Source organism: Amycolatopsis echigonensis (genome assembly GCF_002846615.1).
Classification (GTDB): domain Bacteria; phylum Actinomycetota; class Actinomycetes; order Mycobacteriales; family Pseudonocardiaceae; genus Amycolatopsis; species Amycolatopsis echigonensis.
Genome location: NZ_PJMY01000003.1, coordinates 1,259,073 through 1,283,212, shown reverse-complemented (window position 1 = coordinate 1,283,212; position 24,140 = coordinate 1,259,073). Strand labels below are relative to the sequence as shown.

The 24,140-nt window shown below is 69.5% G+C and carries 20 protein-coding genes; 14 read left to right on the top strand and 6 right to left on the bottom strand.

Features of this window, described 5'->3' with window-relative positions; translation table 11 throughout:
• Positions 1-42 precede the first annotated feature (42 nt).
• Positions 43-1,608, top strand: coding sequence for an esterase-like activity of phytase family protein (locus ATK30_RS10490; protein WP_101435432.1), 1,566 nt, complete (start codon positions 43-45; stop codon positions 1,606-1,608).
• Between the two features lie 5 nt (positions 1,609-1,613).
• Here the strand turns inward: ATK30_RS10490 and ATK30_RS10485 are convergent, their stop codons facing one another.
• A complete protein-coding gene (locus tag ATK30_RS10485) occupies positions 1,614-2,627 on the bottom strand; it encodes an autoinducer 2 ABC transporter substrate-binding protein (protein ID WP_101435431.1) in 1,014 nt (337 codons plus the stop codon).
• 231 nt (positions 2,628-2,858) lie between these two features.
• On the opposite strand from ATK30_RS10485, the gene ATK30_RS10480 reads away from it, so the two are divergent.
• Positions 2,859-3,317, top strand: a complete 459-nt coding sequence (locus ATK30_RS10480; protein WP_101435430.1) for a DUF4396 domain-containing protein — start codon at positions 2,859-2,861, stop codon at positions 3,315-3,317.
• 3 nt (positions 3,318-3,320) lie between these two features.
• Here the strand turns inward: ATK30_RS10480 and ATK30_RS10475 are convergent, their stop codons facing one another.
• On the bottom strand, positions 3,321-4,007 hold the full coding sequence (locus ATK30_RS10475; protein ID WP_341867343.1) for a hypothetical protein: 687 nt from the start codon (positions 4,005-4,007) through the stop codon (positions 3,321-3,323).
• Between the two features lie 154 nt (positions 4,008-4,161).
• On the bottom strand, positions 4,162-7,038 hold the full coding sequence (locus ATK30_RS10470; RefSeq protein ID WP_101435428.1) for an AfsR/SARP family transcriptional regulator: 2,877 nt from the start codon (positions 7,036-7,038) through the stop codon (positions 4,162-4,164).
• An 829-nt stretch (positions 7,039-7,867) separates the two neighbouring features.
• Between ATK30_RS10470 and ATK30_RS10465 the strand changes: the two genes are divergently transcribed.
• Positions 7,868-9,829 carry a S53 family peptidase gene (locus ATK30_RS10465; protein WP_244194575.1) on the top strand — a complete coding sequence of 654 codons (1,962 nt, stop codon included), beginning with the start codon at positions 7,868-7,870 and terminating at the stop codon, positions 9,827-9,829.
• A gap of 56 nt (positions 9,830-9,885) precedes the next feature.
• Here ATK30_RS10465 and ATK30_RS10460 read toward each other — a convergent pair whose 3' ends face one another.
• Positions 9,886-11,106 carry an MFS transporter gene (locus ATK30_RS10460; RefSeq protein WP_101435426.1) on the bottom strand — a complete coding sequence of 407 codons (1,221 nt, stop codon included), beginning with the start codon at positions 11,104-11,106 and terminating at the stop codon, positions 9,886-9,888.
• A 102-nt stretch (positions 11,107-11,208) separates the two neighbouring features.
• Between ATK30_RS10460 and ATK30_RS10455 the strand changes: the two genes are divergently transcribed.
• The 7 genes from ATK30_RS10455 (at position 11,209) to ATK30_RS10425 (ending at position 18,203) form a co-directional block, all read left to right on the top strand.
• The gene (locus tag ATK30_RS10455) at positions 11,209-12,582 is read left to right on the top strand and encodes a purine-cytosine permease family protein (protein WP_101435425.1); all 1,374 of its coding nucleotides are present in this window, start codon (positions 11,209-11,211) and stop codon (positions 12,580-12,582) included.
• 44 nt (positions 12,583-12,626) lie between these two features.
• Positions 12,627-13,301 carry an SDR family NAD(P)-dependent oxidoreductase gene (locus tag ATK30_RS10450; RefSeq protein WP_101435424.1) on the top strand — a complete coding sequence of 225 codons (675 nt, stop codon included), beginning with the start codon at positions 12,627-12,629 and terminating at the stop codon, positions 13,299-13,301.
• Positions 13,298-14,323 (top strand): S-adenosylmethionine:tRNA ribosyltransferase-isomerase, encoded by a 1,026-nt coding sequence (locus ATK30_RS10445; protein WP_101435423.1) that lies wholly within the window; start codon positions 13,298-13,300, stop codon positions 14,321-14,323. Before ATK30_RS10450 ends, ATK30_RS10445 begins: the two co-directional genes overlap by 4 nt.
• A 114-nt stretch (positions 14,324-14,437) precedes the next feature.
• Positions 14,438-15,493: an ABC transporter substrate-binding protein gene (locus ATK30_RS10440; RefSeq protein WP_101435422.1), complete on the top strand. Its 1,056-nt coding sequence runs from the start codon at positions 14,438-14,440 to the stop codon at positions 15,491-15,493.
• A 25-nt stretch (positions 15,494-15,518) separates the two neighbouring features.
• Complete coding sequence (locus tag ATK30_RS10435) at positions 15,519-16,295, top strand: ABC transporter ATP-binding protein (protein WP_101435421.1); 777 nt, start codon at positions 15,519-15,521, stop codon at positions 16,293-16,295.
• A complete protein-coding gene (locus ATK30_RS10430; RefSeq protein ID WP_101435420.1) occupies positions 16,282-17,166 on the top strand; it encodes an ABC transporter permease in 885 nt (294 codons plus the stop codon). Before ATK30_RS10435 ends, ATK30_RS10430 begins: the two co-directional genes overlap by 14 nt.
• Before the next feature lie 47 nt (positions 17,167-17,213).
• Positions 17,214-18,203: a YdcF family protein gene (locus tag ATK30_RS10425; RefSeq protein ID WP_101435419.1), complete on the top strand. Its 990-nt coding sequence runs from the start codon at positions 17,214-17,216 to the stop codon at positions 18,201-18,203.
• Here the strand turns inward: ATK30_RS10425 and ATK30_RS10420 are convergent, their stop codons facing one another.
• Complete coding sequence (locus tag ATK30_RS10420) at positions 18,204-18,419, bottom strand: cold-shock protein (RefSeq protein ID WP_101435418.1); 216 nt, start codon at positions 18,417-18,419, stop codon at positions 18,204-18,206.
• A 51-nt stretch (positions 18,420-18,470) separates the two neighbouring features.
• Between ATK30_RS10420 and ATK30_RS10415 the strand changes: the two genes are divergently transcribed.
• Positions 18,471-18,863, top strand: a complete 393-nt coding sequence (locus tag ATK30_RS10415) for a hypothetical protein (RefSeq protein WP_143271363.1) — start codon at positions 18,471-18,473, stop codon at positions 18,861-18,863.
• A 41-nt stretch (positions 18,864-18,904) separates the two neighbouring features.
• The gene (locus tag ATK30_RS10410) at positions 18,905-19,186 is read left to right on the top strand and encodes a hypothetical protein (protein WP_143271362.1); all 282 of its coding nucleotides are present in this window, start codon (positions 18,905-18,907) and stop codon (positions 19,184-19,186) included.
• Positions 19,187-19,248: 62 nt separating this feature from the next.
• On the opposite strand, the gene ATK30_RS10405 is transcribed toward ATK30_RS10410, so the two are convergent.
• Positions 19,249-20,781, bottom strand: coding sequence for a DEAD/DEAH box helicase (locus ATK30_RS10405; protein ID WP_101435415.1), 1,533 nt, complete (start codon positions 20,779-20,781; stop codon positions 19,249-19,251).
• Positions 20,782-21,059: 278 nt separating this feature from the next.
• Here ATK30_RS10405 and ATK30_RS10400 point away from each other — a divergent pair, with 278 nt between their 5' ends.
• Both ATK30_RS10400 and ATK30_RS10395 read left to right on the top strand, forming a co-directional pair.
• Entirely contained in the window at positions 21,060-22,388 is a 1,329-nt protein-coding gene (locus tag ATK30_RS10400; RefSeq protein ID WP_101435414.1) for a serine hydrolase domain-containing protein, read from the top strand.
• Between the two features lie 12 nt (positions 22,389-22,400).
• Entirely contained in the window at positions 22,401-24,128 is a 1,728-nt protein-coding gene (locus ATK30_RS10395; protein WP_101435413.1) for an acyl-CoA dehydrogenase, read from the top strand.
• The last annotated feature ends 12 nt before the right edge of the window (positions 24,129-24,140 follow it).

The following is a 24,140-nucleotide window of genomic DNA, read 5'->3' as shown; positions in this document are numbered from 1 at the left end:
TCCGTCGGGCGTCGAAAACGACGCCAGAGGAGGAGAAAGCCGATGAGACGCGTGAAGATCGGGCTGGTCGCCGGGGCGCTGGTGCTGCCGCTGGCCGCCGCGGGCCCGGCCGAGGCGAAGGACCGCCCGGACGACCATTACCGGGTGCGGGCCGGGCACACGCTGCAGGTACGCGGCGACGCGCAGCGCGACGGCGCAGTGGTCCGGCACACCGACCCCGGGCACGGCGCGCTGACCATCGGCCCGGACGGATCGTTCCGCTACACCCCCGCCGCCGGGTTCACCGGACGCGACACGTTCACCTACACCGTCAGCGACGCGGTCCGCCTGTACCCGACGGATTTGCCGCCGCTCGGCACCGTCGGCGGCGTCAAGATCACCGGCGGCGGGTACGGGTCCGCGCTCACTCCGGTGCCGGGATCGCGCGACGAGTTCTACGGGCTCACCGATCGCGGCCCGAACGTCGACGCGCCGGACGGGTCCAAAGTGGAGCCGCTCCCGTCGTTCACGCCCGCCATCGGCAAATTCCGGCTGAGGGGCGGAAAAGCCGTGCTGGAGCAGAACATTCCGCTGCGCGCGGCCGACGGTTCGCCGTACAACGGCCAGGTCAACACCTTGGCGAGCACCGGCGAGACCATTGTGGATCTCAACGGGGCCAAACTGCCCGCGTCGCCGAACGGCTACGACTCCGAAGGCCTCGTCGCGCAACGCGACGGGACGTTCTGGGTGTCGGACGAGTACGGCCCGTTCATCACGCACTTCCGCGCGGACGGCCGCGCGATCGAGCGCCTCTCGCCGTTCGACGGTTCGCTGCCGAAGGAACTGAAGAACCGCGTGCCGAACAAGGGCATGGAGGGGCTCACGCTCACCCCGGACGGCGGGACGCTCGTCGGCATGATGCAGTCCGCGCTGCAGCAGCCGGACCTCACGAAGAAGCCCAGCAAGGTTCCCGCGCTGCGGATCGTGACGGTCGATCTCAAGACCCGCGCCACGCACGAGTACGCCTACCTGCTCGACAACCCGGACGAGACCGGCACCGCGGTTTCCGAGATCACCGCTCTGTCCTCGACCCGGTTCCTCGTGGACGAGCGGGACGGCAAGGCCGAGCCCGGTGCGTACAAGAAACTGTTCGAGGTCGACCTGAGCAAGGCGACTGACCTCGGCCCGGCGGCGAAGGTGCCGGGCGCGACGTACGACGCGGCCAAGGGCGGCCTGCTCGTCGACGGCGGCAAGAGCATCGAGGCGTACGTCGGCAAGGCCACCACCGCGGAGGCTGCCGACGCCTTGGCGAAAGTCGGCGTGACGCCGGTGGCGAAGAAGCTGTTCCTCGACGTCGGCGGCCTGGTGACCGGGCTGGACCCGAGCGGCGGCTTCTTCGGCCACGACAAGGTCGAAGGCGTCGCGACGAGCGACAGCGGCCGTACCGTGGTGATCAGCAACGACAGCGACTTCGGCATCGACGGCGTGGCGAACTCGGCGGCTCCCTACACGCTGCACGCCAAGACACAGCCGAACGGCCGCCAGGACGACGGCGAGTACCTGCAGGTGGACATGGCGAAGCTGCCGGCGCGGACGCGCACGCTGACGGTGACCGTCGACGTGCGCTGAGCCCGTCAGTACTTGAACTGATCCACGTTGTTCTGCGTGATCAGCAGGGGATCGCCGAGCAGGACCGTCCGGGAGGCCGCGTTGTAGCGCACCGCGGGAAGCTCCGGGCTCACGTTGTTCTTGGGCCGGAGCGGGGTGCCGGTCGCGAGCTGCTCGGCGGTCCAGGCGGTGAGGTAGCCGAGGGATTCGACGTTCCACAGGACCGTCATGGAACAGGAACCGTCGACCAGATACGGCTTCATCGTTTGCGGCGTGCCCGTGCCGACGGTGTAGACCTGGCCGATCTTCTGCTGATCACGCACCGCTCGCGCGATGCCCGGCGTGGCCGTCGTGCACTGGCCGATCATGCCGGTGAGCTTCGGATGCCGGTTGAGGATGTCTTTCGCCAGCTTCGTGGCGGTGGTGGTGTCCTCGTCGGCGTACACCGTCTCGACCAGCTTGGCTTGCGGATAGCGTTGCGCCGCATACGTTTTCTCGGCTTCGATCCACGAGTTGAGGTTCGCCGCGGTGCGCCCGCACGAAACGATCGCGTACTCGCCGGTGCCGCCGGTCTTCTTCATCAGCGAGTCGACCAGCGCGGAACCGATGCCCTCGGCCGTCGTCTGGTTGACGAACACCTCGCGTTGCGAATCGGCGGCGTCGGTGTCCGTGGTGAGCACGTGGATGCCCTTCGCCCGCGCTTCCGCGATCGTCGGGGCCAGCTCCGCCGGATCGTTCGGGGCCACCGCGATGACGTCCACGCGTTCGGCGATGAGCTGCCGCAGGATCGCCGTCTGCGCGGCCGGGTCGACCGACGCCGGGGCGCGGAGGAACCACTTCGCGCCGAGCCGTTCGGAGGCCAGCATGCCCCCGGCGTTCATCGCGTCGAAGTACGGGATGCCGCCGATTTTCGGCACGAAGGCGATTTTCGCCGGCTCCGGGGCCGAGTCCGACAGGACCGGCGAGCAACTGCCCGCCAGTGCCGCCGCGGTCGCCACCAGCGCCGCGCCCAGCACGAGCGTTTTGGTCCGCCCTCGCATCCCCCACCGTTCCCCGGCTATGTGGCCTGGCAGCCGAAGGTAGGGCCAGCGGCGGCAAGGGGTCAACCGAACGCGACCAAACGGTTACGCAAGAGAGTTCAACCGCCGGACGGCGCAGCCTGCCCTCCGCCCGCCGGCTGTGCCCTGAATCCATGCCGGACGCGCCGGGGGACCGTCCTCACATCGGGCGACCTTGCGCTGTTGATACCCCTAGGGGGTATAGTCAGCGGCATGAACGAACATCAGCACGGAGCTTCCTGGTCCACCGCCGCCCAGGCGACGCTGCACTGCCTCACCGGCTGCGCCATCGGCGAAGTGCTCGGCATGGTCCTCGGCACCGCGCTCGGCCTGCACAACGCGGCCACGGTGGTGCTGTCCATCGTGCTGGCGTTCGTCTTCGGCTACGCCCTCACCATGCGCGGCGTGCTCAAGTCGGGTCTCGCGCTCGGAGCCGCCTTCAAGGTCGCGCTCGCCGCCGACACGGTGTCGATCGCGGTCATGGAGGTCATCGACAACACCGTCGTCGTGGCGATCCCGGGTGCGATGGACGCGGGGTTGTCGAGCGGATTGTTCTGGCTGTCGCTGGCGTTGTCGCTCGCGATCGCCTTCGTGGTCACGGTCCCGGTCAACAAGTGGATGATCGGCCGCGGTCGTGGGCACGCCGTCGTGCATGCCCACCACCATCATTGAGTTTCAGCAGGACGGCACAGCCGCATCGGCTCGGAGATAGGCCTCGGGCACATAGTGTCCGGGGCCGATCCGGTTCCAGCGCGTGGTGCCGTCCACCGGATCGCCTGGCACGGAACACTCGATCGGCACCTGAGCGGAGTCGGCGGCCAATCCGGCCGGGGGCGCGTCGTTGTTCGCGGACGTGCGCACGACGAGCGGAGCGCCGCCGGTCACCACGCCGGTGGCCGGAGCGCTGCCGGTCCACAGGAAAGTGACGTCCACGTAGCTGCTGCCCTTGAGGCCGAGGCCGTCCCAGAACGTGCCGTCGGCCAGGTCGAGACCGGCCGGGTTGCGCACCGTGCGGCCGTGTTCGTCCTTGCCGCCGTTGAAGCCGTCTTGGTACGCCGCCTGTGCTTCCGGCACGCCTTGCGGCAGCGAACCGAAGTTCGCGCGACGGTCGGCGGGGTTCCAGTAGTCGTCGTGTTCGTTCCACGGACCGACGTCCCACACCGGCGCGTACTCGCAGCGCGCGCCGTCGGTGCGGCACACCCGGACGGTGAAGGTCCCTCTTCCTTTGGAGGACACCGTTTTCGTGGACGGGAGCGCGACGAAATGGTCTCGTTCGGTGATCCGGTGCCCGCTCGAGGTGGTGCCGCCGACGAGTCCTTCGCGGGTCGCGTAGAGGCGGTAGGTCAGCGGTCTTTCCAGCACCCTTCTGCCGTGGTGAGGTTTGGCCGAGGCGGACACCGGAGTCGACAAAGCGATAACCGCCAGTGTCAGAAGGACGTGACCAGCCGCTTTCCTGGTGTTCATGAGCGCATCGTGGCCCGGCGGGCGGGTTTGGCCGCGCAACCGGGCCCGCGCGTCAGGCGGACACGATGCGCTGCGGTCCGGTCCGGTGCGGCTGGTCTTCGACCAGGGCGCCGACGGACAGTTCCCGGCGGATGGCCCGCGCGCGTTCGGCGTAGCTGCGGGACCGTTCGGGCTGACTGAGCGCGGAATGGAGTTCGCCGAGCAGCTGGGACACTTCGGCTTCGGAACGGCGGTCGCCGTTGCGGCGGTGCACGCTCAACGAGTTCACCAGCAGCAGTTGCGCGTGCGCGAGATCGCCGCTGTAGAGGCACAGCGCGCCCAGGTTCTGGTTCGCGTAGCCGACGCAATGGTCGTCGCCGAGATCGGTGAACACGGCGATGGCGCGCGTGACGTGTTCGCGGGCTTCGGCCAGGTTGCCCTCGCGCTGGTGCAGGAGCCCGAGTCGTTGCAGCGCATGGGCTTCCCGGTGCCGGTCGCCGATTTCGCAGGACAGCTCGAGCGCGTCGGTGTACCAGCGGCGCGCGGTCGCGTAGCACTTGCGCGCGACCCAGATCGAGCCGATCGCGATCCGGATCACCGCCTCACCGTGCGGGTCGCCCGCTTCGCCGAACAGCCGGAGCGCTTCGTGGCAGGGTTCGAGCGCGCGGTCGGTTTGGCCTTGCATCCGCAGCACGGTGCCGATGCCGGCGTAGGCCTCGCCGAGTCCTTGCTGGTCGCCGATCCGTTGGTACAGCTCGCGTGCTGCCTCGAAGGCGACCATCGCGTCCGCGTCGTTGTCCTGGTACAGCAGGACTTGGCCGAGATTGCGCTGGACGACTGCCTCGCCGCGGACCGAGCCGGCCCGGCGTGCGGCTCCCAGCGCGACCAAGTGGGTGGCGTGCCAGTCGTCTTGGTGGCCGCGAAGGTCGAAGTACGGCGTGAGGGCGACGGTGAGCCGCCAGGTCAGGTCGTCGAAACCGCGTTCGGCGGCCAGCCCGACGGCGGCGACACACGTGGCGCGTTCGGCGGCGAACCAGGCGGCGGGGTCGGTCAGCAGGCGGTCCGCGTCCGGCGGCAGGGCCAGGTCCGTGTCGTCGTGGTACTGGCCGAAGAAGTGGATCGGCATGCGTTCGGCGGCTTCCACTGCCAGCGCCAGATATCCCTCCAGCACGCGGCCGATCGCCGCGCGGGTTTCCTCCGGCTCGGCCAGCTCCGCGGCGTACACGCGCAAAAGGTCGTGCAGGCGGTACCGCGGTTGGCCCGCGACGTCTGTGGCGACTAGTTCCACCAGGTGTGCGTCGACGAGTACGTCGAGAACGTCGTCGGCGGACTGGCGGCCGAGGACGGCGGCGACCGCCCAGGCAGGGAATTGGACCGGGCCCAGCGCGCCCAGCCGGCGGAAGGCCGCGGCGGCGGACATGGGCAGGAGGTCGTAGCTCAGGGTCACGCTCGCCCGGACGGCCAGATCGCCGACGCGCAGCTCGTCCAGGCGGCGGTGTTCGTCGTGGAGCCGGTCGGCGAGAACGCGCAGGGACCACGTCGGCCGATGGGTGAGCTTGGCCCCGGCTACCCGGATCGCCAGCGGCAGATGTCCGCATTGGCGCAGGATCGCCGCGGCGTCTTCGGGTTCGGCCGCTACCCGTTCGGGGCCGACGATGCCTTCCAGCAAGCGCGCGGCTTCCGGCTCGGGCAGCAGGTCGACGTCCACGGGCAGCGCGCCGGCGAGGTCGGGCAGGCGGATCCGGCTGGTGACCAGTACGGCGGACGCGCCCGCCCCGGGGAGAAGCGGGCGCACCTGGGCGGCGCTGCCCGCGTCGTCGAGGACGATGCACATCCGGCGTCCGGCGAGCTGGGAACGCAGGAGCGCCGAGCGTTCCGCCAGATCCCGGGGAAGGCCCGAATCCGGAATGCCCAGGGCGCGCAGGAGTTCGGCCAGGACGCTCATCGGCGAGCGCGGCGACGACGAGGTTCCGGCAAGGTCCACATGCAACTGTCCATCCGGGAAAACCGTGCGGACTTCGTGCGCTATCCGTACGGCGATGGAGGATTTGCCGATGCCTGGCGCGCCGGACAGGACGACGACCGTGGGGCGTTCCGCTTCGGCGTGGCGGCGGAGTTTCGCGACCAGGTGCTCGATGACCTCGCCGCGGCCGGTGAAATCCGGAAGATCCAGGGGGAGCTGACAGATCGGCGGGAGCTTGGCGCAGGGAACTTCGAGAGTGGCGCGGAGTTCGCGCAGTGCCGCGCCGGGGCTCGCGGACAGTTCGTCGGCGAGGGTGTGCTCGACTAGTTCGTACGCTTCCGCGGCTTCGGTCGTTCGGCCCGCGTCGCGTAGCGCGGTGATGAGGTGATGCCAAAGTTCTTCGCGCAGCGGGTGTTCCGTGACGAGGGCGCGGAGTTCGGCGATGACTTCGTTGTGGCGGCCCAGGGTTAACCGGGCGCGGAGGCGTTGTTCCTGTATTGCCAGGCGAAGCTCGTTCAGACGGGCGACTGTCGGGCCCCAGGTCGGGTCGTGGGGGAGGCCTTCCAGCACTTCGCCGCGCCACAGCGAGTGTGCTTCGTCCAGCAGGGCCAATGCGGTTTCCGGATGGTCCTGGGATTCCCAGGCTTGGGTGGCGAGGCGGGTGAAGACGAGGTGGTCCAGTTCGTCTTCCGAGACGGTGAGGAGATAGCCCGAGGCTCGGCTGGTGATGCGATCGGCCAGGTCGGGCGAGGTTTCGGCCAGGCGTCTGCGCAGGGAGTGGACGTAGGTGCGGATGTTGGCGGCCGCCGAGCGCGGGGCGGTGGTCGGCCAGAGGACTTCGACCAGCGCTTCGGTGGACACGACGATGTTGGGCTGCAGCGCCAGCGCGGCCAGCAGCAGCCGGGGCTTCGGACCGCCCAGCGGTACGGCCCGGCCCTCGGCGACGACCTCCAGCGGCCCCAGGATCCGGAAGGTCAGCGAAATCAATTTACCCGCCTTGGCGGCAAGGTCCCCATGGTCGGCATGCTAGGAGCGTTCGCGCCGGTTAGCTAGATCCACTCGGGGAGGAATACCCCATAAGGGGTGATATCGAGGGCGGATGTCACGGGGTGTTCGGGTTGGGCGGGGTGAATTGTTTTCACGTGTTTCCCGTGGGGGGTCGCGGGCGGCTCGTCGCCTGGCGGCGACATTGCAGGTGGGTGGTTGCGTGGGGCACCCCGAAGCCGAGTGTGCTGACGGTTCGGGGGTGCTTGTCAAGGCGGGAAAGATGCCTTGACAAGCACTCCCGAACCGCAGGGAGGCTTCGTATCGGGGTGCGGGGGTGGTGTGGGTGTTTGGTGAGTTGGGTGCGTTGGTGCGGTTTCGGGTGGGGATTGGGTGCCTGGCGAGTTGGGTGCATCGGCTTCGGGTTTGAGGTGGGGCTTGACCTCCAAGGTGGCGTTGGGTGCATGGGGCGTGCCGGACCCGCGTTGGTGCGGTGGGGTGGTGCGGGGCGGGCAGGAGGGTGAGTTCGGGGTGCGGGTGATCAGGATTGTGCGACCTTCGTAGGTGGCGTCGCGGGCTGTCTAGTGCTCCGAGGGGAGAGCGGGAAAACGGGCGTTTCGCTGATTTCGGCACAATCCGCTGTGGACAGTGCGGATGAAACGGACTTTGGTCGCACTTGTCCCTTGTGTCGCGATGAAGGGAGCAGATAACGGTTCCGCACCGGGGAGCCGGACGCTTCCCCGGCGGGCGGGGGAGTCCTAGTCTCGTTCCGGCGGCGGGCGGGGTCCAGGCCGCGCAACACGAGGGAGTTGCTGTGCGTAGAAGCGTCACCATGTTTCTTTCGCTGGCGGTGGTGGGCGGCTTGGCCGCTTCGCCTGCCGTGGCGTCGGCTCAGGGGCGGGCGGACATTCCGCAATCGCATCCGGCTTGGGCCAATCCGCAGTCCAAGGTGGCCGACACGGCCGCGTCGTCCACTATGGACTTTCGGGTTTACTTGAACCTCAAGGACCAGGGCGCGGCGGAGGCGGCCGCGCAGTCGGTGTCCGATCCGAACAGTCGCGGCTACCGGCATTATCTGTCGCCGGACCAGGTGCGGGACCAGTTCGCCGCCACCGACCAGACGGTGTCCGCGGTGAAGAATTGGCTCTCCGCAAGCGGATTCAGCATCGGCGAGGTGCCGTCCAACCGGGCGTACGTCGAGGCGACCGGTACCGCCGATCAGGTGCAGCGCGCGTTCGCCGTGACCCTGGGCAAGTACCAGGTCAAGGGACAGACGTTGCGCGCGGCGGACAAGGACCTGTCCGTTCCGGCCGCGCTGGCGAGCGACGTGCTCGGCGTGGTCGGCGTCGACCAGGCGACGAACCTGTTCAAACCGGACCACACCGACGGGGCTGACCCCTCGGCGACGAAGCAGTCCCGCGTGCAGGGCAGCCCGTCGACCGCGCCGCCCAGCAACGGGTTCCGCAACTCGGGTCCGTGCAGCGCTTACTACGGCGAGAAGACCGACACGACTGACCCGGCGTACAACGGCAAGCAGCTTCCGTACGCGCCGTGCGGCTACACGCCCGCGCAGCTGCGTTCGGCGTACGGTCTGGACCAGGTCGCGCAGGTCGGTGCGGACGGTCGCGGCACCACGATCGCCATCGTGGACGCGTTCGCGTCGCCGACGATCTACTCCGACGCCGCGGAGTACGCCAAGCGCAACGACCCGGCGCACCCGCTGACCAAACAGCAGTTCAAACAGCACATCTTCCCGCCGAACCAGGCGCTCGAGCCGCCGGACCAGTGCGACGCTTCCGGCTGGTACGGCGAGGAAACCCTCGACGTCGAGGCCGCGCACGGACTCGCGCCGGGTGCGGACATCCTGTACGTCGGCGGGCAGGACTGCGAGGACCTGTCGCTGGACACCGCGCTGAACTACGTCGTCGCGGGACACAAGGCCGACATCATCTCCAACTCCTACGGCGACACCGGCGAGGACATCCCGGCCTCCGAGGTCAAGGTGTTCAACCAGATCTCGATGCAGGCGGTGCTCGAGGGCATCGGCGTGTACTTCTCCTCCGGCGACAACGGGGACGAGGTCGCCCGCCTCGGCACGCCGTCGCCGGACTTCTCGGCCTCGGCTCCGTGGGTGACCGCGGTCGGCGGCACGTCGCTGGCGGTCGGCCAGGACGGCAAGCGGATGTTCGAAACCGGATGGGAGACCGGCAAGTCGACGCTGGTCAACGGCGCCTACGCCCCGGCGTACCCGGGTGCCTTCAACGGCGGCGCGGGCGGCGGCACGAGCCGGCTGTTCGGCCAGCCCTTCTACCAGAAGGGAATCGTGCCCGACGCACTGTCCACGAAGAACCAGACCGGCGGCGCGAAGGGACGCGTGGTCCCGGACATCTCCGCGGTCGCGGACCCGAACACCGGCTTCCTGGTCGGCCAGACGCAGACCTTCCCGGACGGCGTCTACTACGACCAGTACCGGATCGGCGGCACGAGCCTGGCGTCGCCGGTGTTCGCGGGCGTGATGGCGGTGGCCGACAGCCTCGACCACTTCCACCACGGGTTCATCAACCCGGTGCTGTACCAGCTGACGTCGCGCACGTCGGCGATCCACGACGTCCAGCACGTCGACGGCGCGGTGCAGCGCGTGGACTTCGTCAACGGGGTCGACGCCTCGCAGGGGCTGAAGACCTCGGCCCGGGTGCTCGACTACCCGAACCTGACGATCCACACGACCAAGGGCTACGACGACGTGACGGGCCTCGGCTCGCCGAACGGAGTGGCGTTCCTGTTGCTGGTGTGACCGAGGGGTGAAGGAAGGGCCTGCCGGGGATTTCCCGGGCAGGCCCTTTCTTGCGTTCACGGCACGCGGACCGGCGGATGCCGCAGCGCGCGGACGGCGGGAGAGCGCAGCGGGGAGAGCGCGGCGACGGCGATCAGGATCCCGCCGGCGAGGACCACCTGCGGCGCACCGAACGCCGCACCGAGCGGTCCGGCCAGGAGTTCGCCGACCGGAATGCCCGCGTAGGACCCGAAGTCGTCGAACGCGGCCATCCGGGACAGCAGGTACCCGGGGATGTTCTCCTGCATCGTCGTGTCCCAGGCGACGCTCATCACGCCCGCGCAGAACCCGGCGACGAACGTCGACCCCGCCAGCACCGCGAAACCCGCGTGCAGGCCGAGCGCGAGCAGCGGCAGCACGGTCAACGCGGCGCTCGTCAGTCCCAGCGGCAGCAGGCGTCGCGGCGCGAGCCGGTACATCACCAGCCCGGCCAGCAGTGCGCCCACCGCGCGCACGCTCAGCACCGCGCCCCATCCGGCCGCGCCGATGGTGGTCTGCGCGATGCCCGGCCCGAGCACCAGCCAGCCGCCGGTGAAGACGATGTTGTACACGGTGAACGCCGTGACCACCCGCCACAGCCAGCCGATTCGCCAGAACTCGCGCCAGCCGGTCCGCACGCTGTGCAGCAAGCCGATCTGCTCGCTCGCGCGCACCGGGGGCAGGGTGACCATCTGGTACAGCAAGGCGGCGAGGACGAACGAGATCCCGTCCGCGGCGATGGCCCAGCCGCCGCCGACCGTGCCGACCAGCACGCCCGCCACGGCCGGACCGGCGATCTTGGTGACGTTCTTGCTGGTGGACAGCAGCGAGTTCGCCGGGCGCAGCGCCTCCGCCGGGACGATCTGCGGCACGATCCCGCGCAGCACCGGCGTGGTGAACGCGGTGCAGACCCCGCCGAGGAACTCGGTCACCGCGACGGCGGCCAGCGAGTAGGCGCCGGTGAGCAGGATGGCCGCGGCCGCCAGCTGGGCCGCTCCCGCGCCCAGGTTCGACAGCCGCAGCACCCGGTTGCGCGGAAACCGGTCGCCGACCGCGCCGCCGACGAGCAGGAAGGCCAGCCGCGGCACGATCCCGGCGGCGAGCACGACGCCGAGGTCGGTGGGACTGTGGCTGCTGCCGAGGACGGCGAACGCGAGCGCCACCGGAGTCATGGCGCTGCCCAGCAGCGAGACCAGCCGTCCGGTGCAGAAAACGGCGAACGCGCGATGGCGCAGCGGCGAGCGCGGTCCTTCCCCCATTCTCGCGATCCTGCCGAGAACGGGTCGGGAACGCCACAGAGTAGTGGCGCGGCCGGGTACTCCGGTTCAGACTCACGGGTCAGCCGGGAGAAAGGGCACGAAATGAGCGGGATCGACGCCGACGTCTTCGGGGGCCGGATGCCGTCCGGAGCAGGGGATTTCGCGATCGAAACACACGGAATCACCCCGATCCCGGCGGCGAACCGGTTCGGCAGGCCGTGGCGGCTCGCGGGGGTGTGGTTCGCGCCGAACCTCACCATGACCGCCGTCTTCACCGGCACCCTCGGCGCGACGCTCGGGCTCGGCTTCACCACCGGGTTCGTCATCGCGCTGATCGGCACCGTGGTCGGCTCGCTGCCGGTCGCGTGGCTGTCCACCTGGGGTCCGCGCACCGGAACCGGTCAGCTGCCGCTCGCGCGGCTTCCGTTCGGCGGCGGCGTCGTGCTGCCCGGCCTGGTGCAATGGCTCGGCTCGATCGCGTGGGACGCGCTGGTCGGGTTGTTCGGCGGCGAAGCGCTGGCCCAGCTGACCGGATTGCCGTTCTGGGCCGCGGTGCTCGTGGTGCTGGTGCTGCAGTGCACCCTCGGCGTGTTCGGCTACGCGGTGATCCACCGCGTCCAGGCCGTGATGAGCGTGGTGCTGGTTGTCGCATTTGTCGCGCTCGCCGTAAAGGTGGTGCTTGATCACCCGATTACTTTTGCCGATTCCGCGACGGGCGGCGATTTCGCGGGTGCCGTCGTGCTGTTTTCCACTATTACGCTCAGCCTCGCTATTTCGTGGGCTCCTTATGCCTCGGATTTCAGCCGTTACCTCCCCGCTTCGACGCGGCCGAGCGGCGTCTTTTGGTTCACGCTGCTCGGCCTGACCGCGTCGTACGCGCTCGGCGAGGGCATTGGGCTCGCGCTCGGTACCGCGTTGGGCGACCAGACCGCGGCCGGAGTGTCGACGCTGCTCGGCGGCGGCGTGCTGGGTGCGGTGGCGTTGCTGGTGATCGCGCTGGCTGCGGTGTCGTCCAACGCGATGAACGACTACAGCGGCTCGCTCGCGCTGCAGACCGTCGGCGTGCGGGTGCGTCGTCCGGTGTCGGCAGTGGTCGTGACGGTGCTGGCGTTCGCGTTGATTCTCTGGATGCACAGCGGCGACCTGGCGGCGAAGTTCCAGAACGTGCTCCTGGTGGTGAGTTACTGGATCCCGCCGTTCCTGGGTGTCGTGGTGCCGGACTGGCTGCGCCGCACGCGGCGTAGCCGGGAGGTCGACGTGCTGGCTGAGCTGCGACGTCCGGTGCGCAGCTGGGCCGCGATCGTGGCGTTCGTGGTGGGTTTCGCGGCCGCGGTGCCGTTCATGAACACGACTGTCTACACCGGACCGGTCGCCGCCGCGCTGCACGGGGCGGACCTGGCGTACTACGCCGGGTTCGTGGTTTCGCTGGTGGCGTACACGCTGCTGCGCGGCCGCCGGCCGGTTGACCTCCAGTAAGGTAGAGGTCGCACGCTGGCAGGTGCCTACTTCTGGAGGGACCAATGCCAGCAGCTGTTGTCACCGGCGCTTCCGCCGGTCTGGGCCGGGCGCTCGCCGCGGCTCTCGTCCGTCGCGAATGGACAGTCCTGGGCACCGGACGCGACCCGGGGACGCTGCGCGCCGCCGCGGCCGAGGCCGGGTTCGCGCCGGTGCCCGGCGACGTCACCGACCCCGCGCACCGCGCCCGGCTCGCCGAAGCCGCCGGGCCGCGGCTCGACCTGCTCGTCAACAACGCCAGCACGCTCGGCGTCAGCCCGCTGCCGCCGCTGGCCGAGTATCCGCCGGACGAGCTCGAGACTGTCTTCCGCACCAACGTTTTCGCGCCGCTCGCGCTCACCCGGCTGCTGTTGCCCGCGCTCACCGCGGCGAAGGGAGTGCTGGTGAACATCAGCTCCGACGCCGCCGTGGAGGCGTACGAGGGCTGGGGCGGCTACGGTTCGGCGAAAGCCGCGCTGGACCACGTGAGCGCGGTGCTCGGCGTGGAGAACCCGGACCTCGCGGTGTACGCCGTCGATCCCGGGGATCTGCGCACGGCCATGCACCAGGCCGCTTTCCCGGGCGAGGACATTTCGGACCGGCCGTTGCCGGAGACCGCGGTACCGGCTTTCCTGCGGCTCCTGGAGGAGCGTCCGCCGAGCGGCCGGTTCAAGGCGGCGGATTTGCGGGTGCGGTCATGACCGCACCGCGCACCCGATTCGACCTGGCCGAGGACCGGAGCGCGTCCGCGCCGCCCGAAGCGCGCGGCCTCGCCCGCGACGAGGTGCGGCTGCTCGCGGCCGGCCCTGAAGGCGTGCGGCATGCCGTCTTCCGCGACCTGGCGGCGTTCTTGGATCCCGGGGATCTGTTGGTAATCAACACTTCCGGCACGCTCCCCGCTGCCGTGGACGCCGTCCGGGACGACCACGTCATCGCCGTCCATTTCTCCACCGAACTGGACGACGGCACCTGGGTGGTCGAACTCCGCGCGCCCGACGGCCCGCTCCTCGACGGCCACGCGGGGGAGCGGCTCAGTCTGCCCGCCGGCGCCGTCGTCACGCTGCGGGAGCCGCACGTCGCCGGTGCGCAACGCTTGTGGCGCGCGAAGATCGAAGTGGAAGGCGAGGTCCCGCGGTATCTCGCGAAGGTCGGGCGGCCGATTCGCTACGGCTATGTCCCGCGCGCGTGGCCGTTGCCGAACTACCAGACTGTGTTCGCGCTCGACCCGGGTTCGGCGGAGATGCCGAGCGCGGCACGGCCGTTCACTGCGGAATTGGTCACACAACTCGTCTCGCGCGGTGTGTTGTTCGCGCCGATCTTGTTGCACACCGGCGTCTCGTCGCCGGAAGCCGGGGAACCGCCGTACGGTGAGCGATTTCGCGTTCCGGCGACGACTGCCGCGTTGGTCAATTGGGTGCGTGACCAGGGTGGACGCGTTATCGCGGTAGGGACAACGGCGGTGCGCGCGATCGAATCGGCCGCGAATCCCGGCGGGCTCGTCACCGCGGCGGCGGGCTGGACCGAACTGGTGCTCGGTCCGGACCGGCCGGCCCGCGCGGTCGACGGTTTGCTCACCGGCCTGCACGCGCCGCAGGCGTCTCACCTGCTGCTTCTCGAAGCGGTGGTGGGTCCGGAGTTGGTGCAACGGGCTTACGACGCGGCGGTGCGACGCGAGTATCTGTGGCACGAGTTCGGTGACGTCTCGCTCCTGACAAGCAGGTGAGGCCCACGCCTGTCAAGTAATCCCACACAATTTCCCGGGATGCGGATGCATATGCAGTCTCGCGGGTGAACGTGTCATTCTCGCCCCGTTCCGCTGACCGCGAAAGGGCCATTTGTGCGTACATTTCCGCGAACCCGATTGCTCGCTTCCGCACTCGCCGCGCTGACGGTGCTCGGGGCGCTCGCCGGGTGTTCCCGCGCGGACCGCACCGAGGCCGCGACCAACGAGGGCGCCGCCGGGGAGGTGCGCGTCGGCTTCTTCCCGAACGTGACGCACACGCCCGCGCTGATCGGGGTCAAGAAGAACTTCTTCGCGCAGAACCTCGGCAGCACGAAACTCACGACTCAGACGTTCAACGCCGGTCCGTCCGAAGTGAACGCGCTGCTCGGCGGTTCGCTCGACGTCGCGTTCATCGGCTCCGGACCGGCGATCAACGCCTTCACCAAGTCCAAGGGCGAGATCCAGCTCGTGTCCGGCGCGGTCACCGGCGGCGCGCAGCTGGTGGTGAAGCCCGGCATCACCTCGGTCGACCAGCTCAAGGGCAAGACGATCGCGACGCCGCAGCTGGCCAACACCCAGGACGTCGCGCTCAAGAAGTTCCTCGCCGAGAAGCATCTGACCGGCCAGGTGAACGTGACCAACCTGGACAACCCGAAGACGCTCGACGCGTTCCGCAAGGGCGAGGTCGACGGCGGCTGGCTGCCCGAACCGTGGTCGTCGCGGCTGGTGACCGACGCGGGCGCGAAGGTCCTGGTGGACGAGAAGTCGCTGTGGCCGCAAGGCCGGTTCCCGACCACCGTCGCGATCGTGCGCAGCGAGTTCCTCAAGCAGCACCCGGACACCGTGCGCGCGCTGCTGAAGGGCGAGCTGCAGGCGATCGACTGGGCGAAGAAGAACCCGGCCGAAGCGAAGACCGTGGTCAACGGCGCGCTCAAGGAGCTGTCCGGCAGTTCGCTCAGCCCGGCCGTGCTCGACCGCTCGTTCGCGAACATCGAACTGACCACCGACCCGGTGCCCGCGCAATTCCCGCAGCTGGCCAAGGACTCGGTGACCGCGGGCGTGGTCGACAAGGTGGTGGACCTGAAGGGGTTCGCCGACTTCGGCCCGCTCAACGAAGTCCTCAAGGCGCAGCAGCTGCCCGTCGTCAACGCGCCCGAACTGGCCAAGTGACCTCCCGACCGGAAGGCGATCCGCGATGACCACCACCCTGGCGCGACCAGTGACCGCCGCCGTCCACCTCGACCGCGTGGGCAAGGTGTTCGGCTCCGCCGGCAGCGCGGTGACCGCTCTCGACGGGGTCGACCTCACCGTCGAACCGGGCGAGTTCGTCTGCCTGCTCGGCGCGTCCGGCTGCGGCAAGAGCACGCTGCTGAACCTCGTCGCCGGTCTCGACCGGCCGTCCGCCGGTGAGATCACTCTCACCACTTCGCGGCCCGCGGTGATGTTCCAGGAAGCCGCGCTGATGCCGTGGCTGACCGCGTCCCGGAACGTGGAACTGCCGTTGCGGCTCGCCGGCTTCGGCCGCTCCGAGCGTCGGCAAAAAGCCGCTGAGCTGCTGGACCTGGTCCGGTTGAGCGATGCGGGGCGCAAGCGTCCGCACGAGCTGTCCGGCGGGATGCGGCAGCGGGTAGCGCTGGCCCGAGCGCTCGCCGCGACCCACCGCGTCGGCGGCGACGACGGCAACGCGTTGCTGCTCATGGACGAACCGTTCGCGGCGCTCGACGCGATCACCCGCGACGTGCTGCAGAGCGAGCTGCTGCGGGTGTGGCGCAGCACCGGCACCTCGGTGCTGTTCGTGACGCACGACGTGCGCGAGGCTGTCCGGCTTGGACAGCGAGTGGTGCTGCTGTCGTCGCGTCCGGGCCGCGTCGTGCGCGAATGGCACGACGTCCCGTCCGCCGACGCCGAACTGCTGGCCGACGAGATCACGGCCGATCTGCGAAAGGTGATCAGCACCCATGCCGCAGCCTGACCAGGCGGCCCCCGACCTCGACGAAGCCGTCGGCGCCGGCCTGGACCGGCTCGACACCCCCGCCGGAGCGCGGCCGGCGTCGCTGCGCCGCCGGTTCGTGCGCGGATTCCTGCCGCCGCTCGGCGCGCTCGTGCTGCTGGTGATCCTCTGGCAGATCCTGTGGGCCGCCGCGTTCTGGCCGGAGACGACGCTGCCCGCGCCGCTGGACGTCTGGGCCGAGTTCTGGAGCACGGTCACCGACGGTTCGGTGTTCGGCTTCATCTGGACCTCCGTGCACCGCGCCGCGCTCGGCTTCGCCGCCGGGGTCGTGATCGGCACGCCGCTGGGCATCCTGGTGGCGAAGGTCCGCGTGGTGCGCGCCGCGATCGGCCCGCTGCTGAGCGGGTTGCAAAGCCTGCCGTCGGTGGCCTGGGTGCCCGCCGCGGTGATCTGGTTCGGCATCAACGACGCGGCGATCTACTTCGTCGTGCTGCTCGGTTCGGTCCCGTCGATCGCGAACGGCCTCGTGTCGGGCATCGACCAGATCCCGCCGATCCTGCCGCGCGTCGGCAAGGTGATGGGCGCCGGGCGGTTCGCCGCGGCCCGGCACATCCTGCTGCCCGCCGCGCTGCCCGGGTTCCTGGCCGGGCTGAAGCAGGGCTGGGCGTTCTCGTGGCGCTCGCTGATGGCCGCGGAACTGATCGCGCGCTCGCCGAGCCTCGGCGTCGGACTGGGCACCTATTTGAACGACGGTTCGTCGTACAACTCGATGCCCAAGGTGATCGCGGCGATTTTCCTGATTTTGTTCGTCGGGGTGGCGATCGAGCTGATCGTGTTCCGTCCGCTGGAGCGGTCGGTGCTGCGTGCGCGGGGCCTGACGGCGTCACTCTGAGTACCTGCTCGCGCGACGCGCAGGCGTGCCCGACAGAATGCACGACCATGACCTCCGGGCTGTTCGCGCTGGCTTCCGTGCTCGTGTTCGTCGTACGGTTCGCGCGCGAGCCGCGGCGGGTCGGCAACGCGGTGTGGTTCCTGGTCGCGCTCGGCTTCACCGGATTGTGGCTGCTGACGTTCTTCAGGCACGTCGAATGGGCGCAGATCGCGATCATCGTGATGGTGGCGCTCGTCGGCGGGCTCGGCGCTTTGGCGCTGCCGTGGGCACTGATCGCGAACGGCGTCGTGATGCTGCGCCGCGAGGGGCGGCGGCTGGCGAACCTGCTGTCGCTGCTGGCGGGGCTGGGGTTGCTCGCCGTGTTCGCTCTCGCGGTGAGTTCACTGGTCTTCGACGATCAGCCGTTGCTGCGGGTGGCCGCGATGGCCGTGCTGTTCGTGACCGGTTATCTGGCGTTTTTGTTCACCGCGTTGCTGCTGTACTCGATTCTCTACAGCCGGGTCACCCGCCGCGCCAGCGCCGGAGCGGTGGTCGTCCTCGGCTCCGGGCTGCAAGGCGACCGGGTCCCGCCGCTGCTGGCCAGCCGGCTTGACCGGGCGGTGCAGGTGCAGCAGCGGTCGCCAGGGGCGTTGCTGGTGGTGTCCGGCGGGCAGGGCGCGGACGAACTGACGTCGGAGGCGGACGCGATGGCGCGGTATCTCCAGGCGGCCGGGGTCCCGGCGGACCAGATCGTGCTGGAGGACCGGGCGACGACCACCAGCGAGAACCTGCGGTTCAGCGTCGCTTTGCTTGAGCAGCGCGGGTTTTCCGGGCCGATTCTGGCCGTGACGAACAACTACCACGTCTTTCGCACGGCGGTGCTGGCGCGGCAGTTGGGGTTGCGGCTCAACGTGATCGGGGCGAAGACGGCGTCGTACTTCGTGCCTAGCGCGTTCCTGCGGGAGTTCGTGGCGTTGCTGCTGCAGTACCGGAAGACGAACGCGGCTGTGGTGCTGTTTTTGGGCGTGGGCCCGTTTTTGCTTTTTCTGATCAGCTGATCAGAGGGAGTGCACCCGGATCGCGCGCCAGTGGCAGCCGTCCTGTTCGGCACGCTCGACGGTGAACCGCACGTCTTCCCCGGCGGTCAGGGACCGGAACCCGTCGGCTTCGATCATCGAGTAATGCGCCCAGACCGGACCGTCGACGGTGGGTGATTCGAGGATTCCCCAGCCCTCGTCGACTTCCCAGCGCACGACTTTCCCGCGATGCTCCATAGCAGCCAGTTTAGGGACGCCGCACCGATATCCTGGCCTCGAGGAGGGGACATGATCTCGGCAACAAGAGGTTTGCTTCGACGGCATCTTGTCGAGTACGGCGAGGATGCCGCGGCGGAGTGGGTCGTCTCGTGCACCGACGACGAGTTGCTCCGGCTGGGTTCCATCGCGTACTGGGTCTCGCTGAAGGGGCCGTCGACGCCGTCCGGCGCGAGCATGATGATCGGCAAGGCGCTGGCGATCGGCGCGGTGTGCGTGCACGAGGGGAAGCCGCGGAAGCTGGCGCGGGCCCGGCGGAGAAAGCTGCCGGAGTTGTCGGAGGAGGAGCGTCGCCGCATTCGTTCGGAGCCGTATCCGATGGCTGCGTCGTTCGAAATCCCGCGGGAGTACGGCATGACGGACGAAATCAAGGAATTCTGGGCGGATCCGGGGCCCGCACGGTGAAGGCGGCCTTGCAGGCGTCCAACGGCGTCCGGGTGGAAGGCGTGACCGAGGACAACGTCGTTGCGGTGCTGGAAGCCATGGCGCGCGGCGGAAACGCGGTCGTCTCCAGCGACGCGGATCCGGACAACGTCTTCATCCAGGTGTGGCTTCGCGACAACGGCGTGTACCAGCTGGAGTACCGAGCAGGGAAGCCGACGCGGCACTACCAGACGCTCACTGTCTCGCGGGACAAGGTCGCCGCTGCCTTCGCCGGATGGCTTGCCGACGACGAGTCCTGGAAAGAAGCCTTCCAGTGGAAGGACATCGGCGACTGGTTCGGCTGACTTCCGCCGCGCGCCAAAACGGGCCGGGGACAAGCTTGTCCCCGGCCCGCTCGGAGCACAACTCAGGCCTCCGGCTGCCGCCGTCCGGTCGAGCCGTTGCGGCGGTTGCGCGGCGGCTGGCCGGAGCCGCGACGGTCGGCACCGGAGGCACGACGGGCGGTGCCCTCCGCACCTCGGCGACCGGCTCCCGAACCGCGGCGCTGGTCCTCCCGGCGGGCCTGACCTGGCTGCCGCTCCGAAGAACGAGTCTCGCCGCCCTGCCGAGGACCGCCCCGGCCGCCGCCGGAACGGCGGGGCTGCGAACCGGTCCGGGCACCGAGCCCGCCTCGGTTCTCCGAGGGCGCGCGACGCCGTCCCGTGCCCGGTGCGGCGCCGGAAGCGGTCACCGTCTTGGGACGGTTGTCCACCACCGGGCGACGCGGCGAGGCGGTGAACGACCGGTCTCCCGGAGCCAGTTCGGCCAGCAGCGGGTGCGAAGGCGAGATCCGCGTGGTGGTCGGCGAGATCCCCGCCTTCCGGGTCAGCGCGCGGACGTCCGAGACCTGCTCGTCGGTCATCAGGGTGACCACGGTGCCCGACGCGCCCGCACGCGCGGTGCGGCCGGAGCGGTGCAGGTACGCCTTGTGCTCGACCGGCGGGTCGGCGTGGATCACCAGCGTGACGTCGTCCACGTGGATGCCCCGGGCGGCGATGTCCGTGGCCACCAGGGTTTTCGCGGTGCCCGACGAGAACGCTTCCAGGTTGCGCGTGCGCGCGTTCTGGCCGAGGTTGCCGTGCAGCTCGACGGCCGGGACGCCGCTCGCGACGAGTTTGCGCGTGAGGGCCTTCGCGCGGTGCTTCGTGCGGGTGAAGACCAGGGTGCGGCCGGGAGCCGCGGTCAGGTCGACCAGGACTGGCAGCCGGTGGGTCTCCTCGAGGTGCAGCACGTGGTGCGTCATCGTCGAGACCGGGGACTGCGCCGAGTCGACGCTGTGCAGCATCGGGTCGTTCATGAAGCGCTTCGCCAGCACGTCGATGCCGTTGTCGAGCGTCGCGGAGAACAGCATGCGCTGGCCGCGCTCGGGGGTGGCCGCCATGATGCGCCTGACCTCGGGCAGGAAGCCCAGGTCAGCCATGTGGTCGGCCTCGTCGAGCACGGTGATCTCGATCTTGTCCAGCTTCGCCTCGCCGGTGCGCATGTGGTCGGCGAGCCGTCCGGGGCAGGCGACGACGATGTCGACGCCGTCGCGCAGGCGGGTGATCTGCGGGTTCGCGCTCACGCCGCCGAAAATCGTGGTGGCCATGAGGCCCAGCGGACGCGCCAGCGGCACGATCGCGGCCTCGATCTGGGTGGCCAGTTCGCGGGTCGGGGCGAGGATCAGCGCCCGCGGACGGCCGGGGCGGCGCCGCGTCGGGCCGGCGGCGAGGCGGGCCAGCACGGGCAGGACGAAGCCGTAGGTCTTGCCGGAGCCGGTGCGGCCCCGGCCGAGCACGTCGCGGCCCGCGAGCGTGTGCGGGAGCGTGGCGGCCTGGATCGGGAAGGGCTCGGTGACGCCCTGCGCGGCGAGTGCGTCGACCAGGGGTTTGGGCAGGCCGAGTTCAGTGAAAGTCGTCATGGGCTGGTGCGGACGCGAAAGCGTCCCATATCTCCGTACGTAGCGCGGTTGTCCTGCCCGGCGCGGCCTCGGGTGGCTGCGGCGCGTGGTCGTCGACAACAGTGAAACGCGGCCCGAGGCAGAACTGAGCGGACCGCATGGCCGACTATACCGTCCCAAGATCGAGCGGGCTACGTGATATCGCCCGCAGGCCGCCACGCGCGAACCGACGAAGCGCGTGCGCGAGGTTCGTTCGTTTCCACCACCGCCGCCGCGCCGGCGGGTGCGAGGCTGGCCGCATGAGCGCAGACGAACTCCGCGGACTGCTGGGCGAATGGGCGCGGGAGGCCGGGGTTCCCGGCGTCTCGGTCGGGATTTTCCACGAGGGCAAGGAAACCCTGCTGACCGCAGGAGTGTCCAGTGTGGACACGGGAACGCCGGTGGACGACGGCACGCTGTTCATGATCGGCTCCACCAGCAAGACGTTCGCCGCCACCGCGGTGCTCGTGCTGGTCGAGGACGGCGTGCTCGAACTGGACCGGCCGGTGGTCGAGTACCTCCCGGATCTGAGACTCGCCGACCCGCTCGCGCGCAAGACCGTGACGCTGCGCCACCTGCTCACGCACTCGCCCGGCTTCCTCGGCGACATCGAGGTCGACACCGGCTGGGGCGACGACGCGCTCGCCCGCGCGGTGGAGCAGTTCGACGAACTGCCGCAGGTGTTCCCGGTCGGCGAGGTGGCCTCCTACTGCAACGCCGGATTCCTGCTGGCCGGCCGGGTCGCCGAGGCGGTGTCCGGCGGCACCTACGAGGACCTGGTCCGCACCCGGCTGCTGGAGCCGCTCGGCATGACCGACTCGTGCTTCCAGCCCTGGGAGGTGCTGACCCGGCGGCACGCGGTCGGGCACGCGCTGCGCGAGGACGGCCCGGCGGTCGCGCACACCGTTGGCCTCGCCCGGGCGGACGCTCCGGCCGGCGGTCTCTGGTCGACTGCCCGTGACCAGCTGAAATGGGCTCGATTCCAGCTGTCCGGCGGGGAGGTGCTGAGCGACGAGACCCGCCGCCTGATGCACGCCGCGCAGCGCGAGGGCGCGCTGCCGTTCGAGGAAATCGGGCTGTCCTGGCTGCGGCTGAGCCACGGCGACGCACAGCTGGTGCGGCACGGCGGCAACGTCAGCAACCTGCAGCTGTCGGAGTTCGTCATGGTGCCGAGCGAGAACTTCGCGGTCACCGTGCTCACCAACAGCGCGGGCGGCGGCGCGCTCGGCCCGCGGGTCGTCGACTGGTGCCTGGAGAACGTGGCTGACCTGCCGAAACTGGGCAATCGTCCGATTCAGGCGATCGACCCGGGCGACTGCCCTGGACGGTATCGGACGGGCTCGCTCATCTTCGAATTCACCGAACGCGACGGCTCGCTCTGGGCGCAGATGATCCTCGACACCGATCAGCCGGACGTCCTCTCCGCGCCGCCGTTCGAGGTCGCGTTCGTCGCCGAGGACGTGCTCGCCCGTGCCTCCGACACCCGCAGGCCGAGCGCGCGTTTCCGGCGCGACAGCCTCGGCCGGGTGGACGCGGTGGAGTCCGGGGGCCGCACCGCGCTAAAGTTACCGGGCAGTAATATCGGCTGACCTGGAGATGCGATGAGCGAAACGGCGACAGCGCTGCTGAACCCGCGCGACTACGACGCCCGGAAGTTCGACCCGGAAACCCGGCGGCTCCTGCGGGCGACGATCGACTGGTTCGAAGCGCGCGGCAAACGCCGTCTCGCGCAGGCGTATCACGACCGCGAGTTCTACGCCGACTTCCTGGAGTTCGCGGGCAAGGAAGGCCTGTTCGCCACGTTCCTCACCCCCGCCGCGGATTCGGCCGGGGATCCGGATAAACGCTGGGACACCAGCCGGATCGCCGCGCTGGCGGAAATTCTCGGCTTCTACGGCCTCAACTATTGGTACCCGTTCCAGGTCACCGTTCTCGGCCTCGGACCGGTGTGGCAGAGCGGGAACGCGGCCGCCCGCAAGCGGGCCGCGGAAGCGCTCGCCGAGGGCGGCGTCGGCGCGTTCGGACTGTCCGAAAAGGAGCACGGGGCGGACATCTACTCGTCCGACCTCGTGCTCACCCCGGACGGCGAGGGCGGCTACCGCGCGAACGGGTCGAAGTACTATATCGGCAACGGGAACTGCGCGCGCACGGTTTCGGTGTTCGGCCGGATCGACGGCGTCGAAGGACCGGAGCAGTACGTATTCTTCTACGCTGATTCCGAGCACCCGAACTACCACGTCGTCAAGAACATCGTGCCGTCGCAGATGTATGTCGCGGAGTTCCGGCTCGAGGACTACCCGGTGCGCGCCGAGGACATCCTCCACACTGGACCGGAAGCCTTCAGCGCCGCGCTGAACACGGTCAACATCGGCAAGTTCAACCTGTGCTTCGGCGGCATCGGAATGGCGACGCATTCGCTGTACGAGGCGATAACGCACGCGCAGAACCGGATCCTGTACGGCAACCCGGTTACCGATTTCCCGCACGTGCGCCGCGAATTCGTCGAGGCCTACGCGCGGCTCACCGGGATGAAGCTGTTCTCCGACCGCGCGATCGACTACTTCCGCTCGGCGAACCAGCAGGACCGCCGCTACCTGCTGTACAACCCGATCACCAAGATGAAGGTGACCACCGAGGCGCAGAAGGTGATCGGGCTGGTCGCGGATGTCGTGGCGGCCAAGGGTTTCGAGGCCGACACCTACCTCGCGATGGCCAAGAACGACATCGACGGCCTGCCCAAGCTGGAGGGCACGGTCGCGGTGAACCTCGCGCTGATCGCCAAGTTCATGCCCGCGTACCTCTTCGCGCCGCAGGAATACCCGGCGGTGCCGACCCGCGACGACGCCTCCGACGACGATTTCTTGTTCCGCCAAGGCCCGGCACGCGGGCTGTCGAAGATCCGGTTCCACGACTGGAAACCGGCGTACGAGAACGCGAAGCACCTGCCGAACGTCGCCCGGTTCACCGAACAGGCCGAAGTGCTGGTGCGGCTGCTTTCCGAGGCGACGCCGGACGAAGCGCAGCAGAAGGACCTGGACTTCGGGCTCGCGCTGACCGAGCTGTTCACCCTCGTCGTGTACGGCCAGCTGATCCTGGAGCAGGCTGAGCTGACCGGCGTGTCAGACGATGTGCTGGACCAGCTGTTCGCGGTGCTGGTGCAGGACTTCAGCGTCGCGGCGGTCGAACTGCACGGGAAGCCGAGCTCCACCGAGAAGCAGCAGGAGCTGGCGCTGGCCGGGCTGCGGAAGCCGGTGGTGGACCACGAACGGTTCACTCGCGTGTGGGGGACGGTGCGCGAGCTTTCCGGCGCGTACGAAATGAACCCCTGATACGCGCCGCTC

Coding starts and splice junctions, on each gene's coding strand:
- ATK30_RS10400 (WP_101435414.1), top strand. CDS start 21,060: ATGAGCGCAGACGAACTCCGCGGACTGCTGGGCGAATGGGCGCGGGAG.
- ATK30_RS10450 (WP_101435424.1), top strand. CDS start 12,627: ATGCCAGCAGCTGTTGTCACCGGCGCTTCCGCCGGTCTGGGCCGGGCG.
- ATK30_RS10445 (WP_101435423.1), top strand. CDS start 13,298: ATGACCGCACCGCGCACCCGATTCGACCTGGCCGAGGACCGGAGCGCG.
- ATK30_RS10420 (WP_101435418.1), bottom strand. CDS start 18,419: ATGGAGCATCGCGGGAAAGTCGTGCGCTGGGAAGTCGACGAGGGCTGG.
- ATK30_RS10405 (WP_101435415.1), bottom strand. CDS start 20,781: ATGACGACTTTCACTGAACTCGGCCTGCCCAAACCCCTGGTCGACGCA.
- ATK30_RS10485 (WP_101435431.1), bottom strand. CDS start 2,627: ATGCGAGGGCGGACCAAAACGCTCGTGCTGGGCGCGGCGCTGGTGGCG.
- ATK30_RS10395 (WP_101435413.1), top strand. CDS start 22,401: ATGAGCGAAACGGCGACAGCGCTGCTGAACCCGCGCGACTACGACGCC.
- ATK30_RS10425 (WP_101435419.1), top strand. CDS start 17,214: ATGACCTCCGGGCTGTTCGCGCTGGCTTCCGTGCTCGTGTTCGTCGTA.
- ATK30_RS10465 (WP_244194575.1), top strand. CDS start 7,868: ATGTTTCTTTCGCTGGCGGTGGTGGGCGGCTTGGCCGCTTCGCCTGCC.
- ATK30_RS10435 (WP_101435421.1), top strand. CDS start 15,519: ATGACCACCACCCTGGCGCGACCAGTGACCGCCGCCGTCCACCTCGAC.
- ATK30_RS10415 (WP_143271363.1), top strand. CDS start 18,471: ATGATCTCGGCAACAAGAGGTTTGCTTCGACGGCATCTTGTCGAGTAC.
- ATK30_RS10490 (WP_101435432.1), top strand. CDS start 43: ATGAGACGCGTGAAGATCGGGCTGGTCGCCGGGGCGCTGGTGCTGCCG.
- ATK30_RS10455 (WP_101435425.1), top strand. CDS start 11,209: ATGAGCGGGATCGACGCCGACGTCTTCGGGGGCCGGATGCCGTCCGGA.
- ATK30_RS10430 (WP_101435420.1), top strand. CDS start 16,282: ATGCCGCAGCCTGACCAGGCGGCCCCCGACCTCGACGAAGCCGTCGGC.
- ATK30_RS10460 (WP_101435426.1), bottom strand. CDS start 11,106: ATGGGGGAAGGACCGCGCTCGCCGCTGCGCCATCGCGCGTTCGCCGTT.
- ATK30_RS10480 (WP_101435430.1), top strand. CDS start 2,859: ATGAACGAACATCAGCACGGAGCTTCCTGGTCCACCGCCGCCCAGGCG.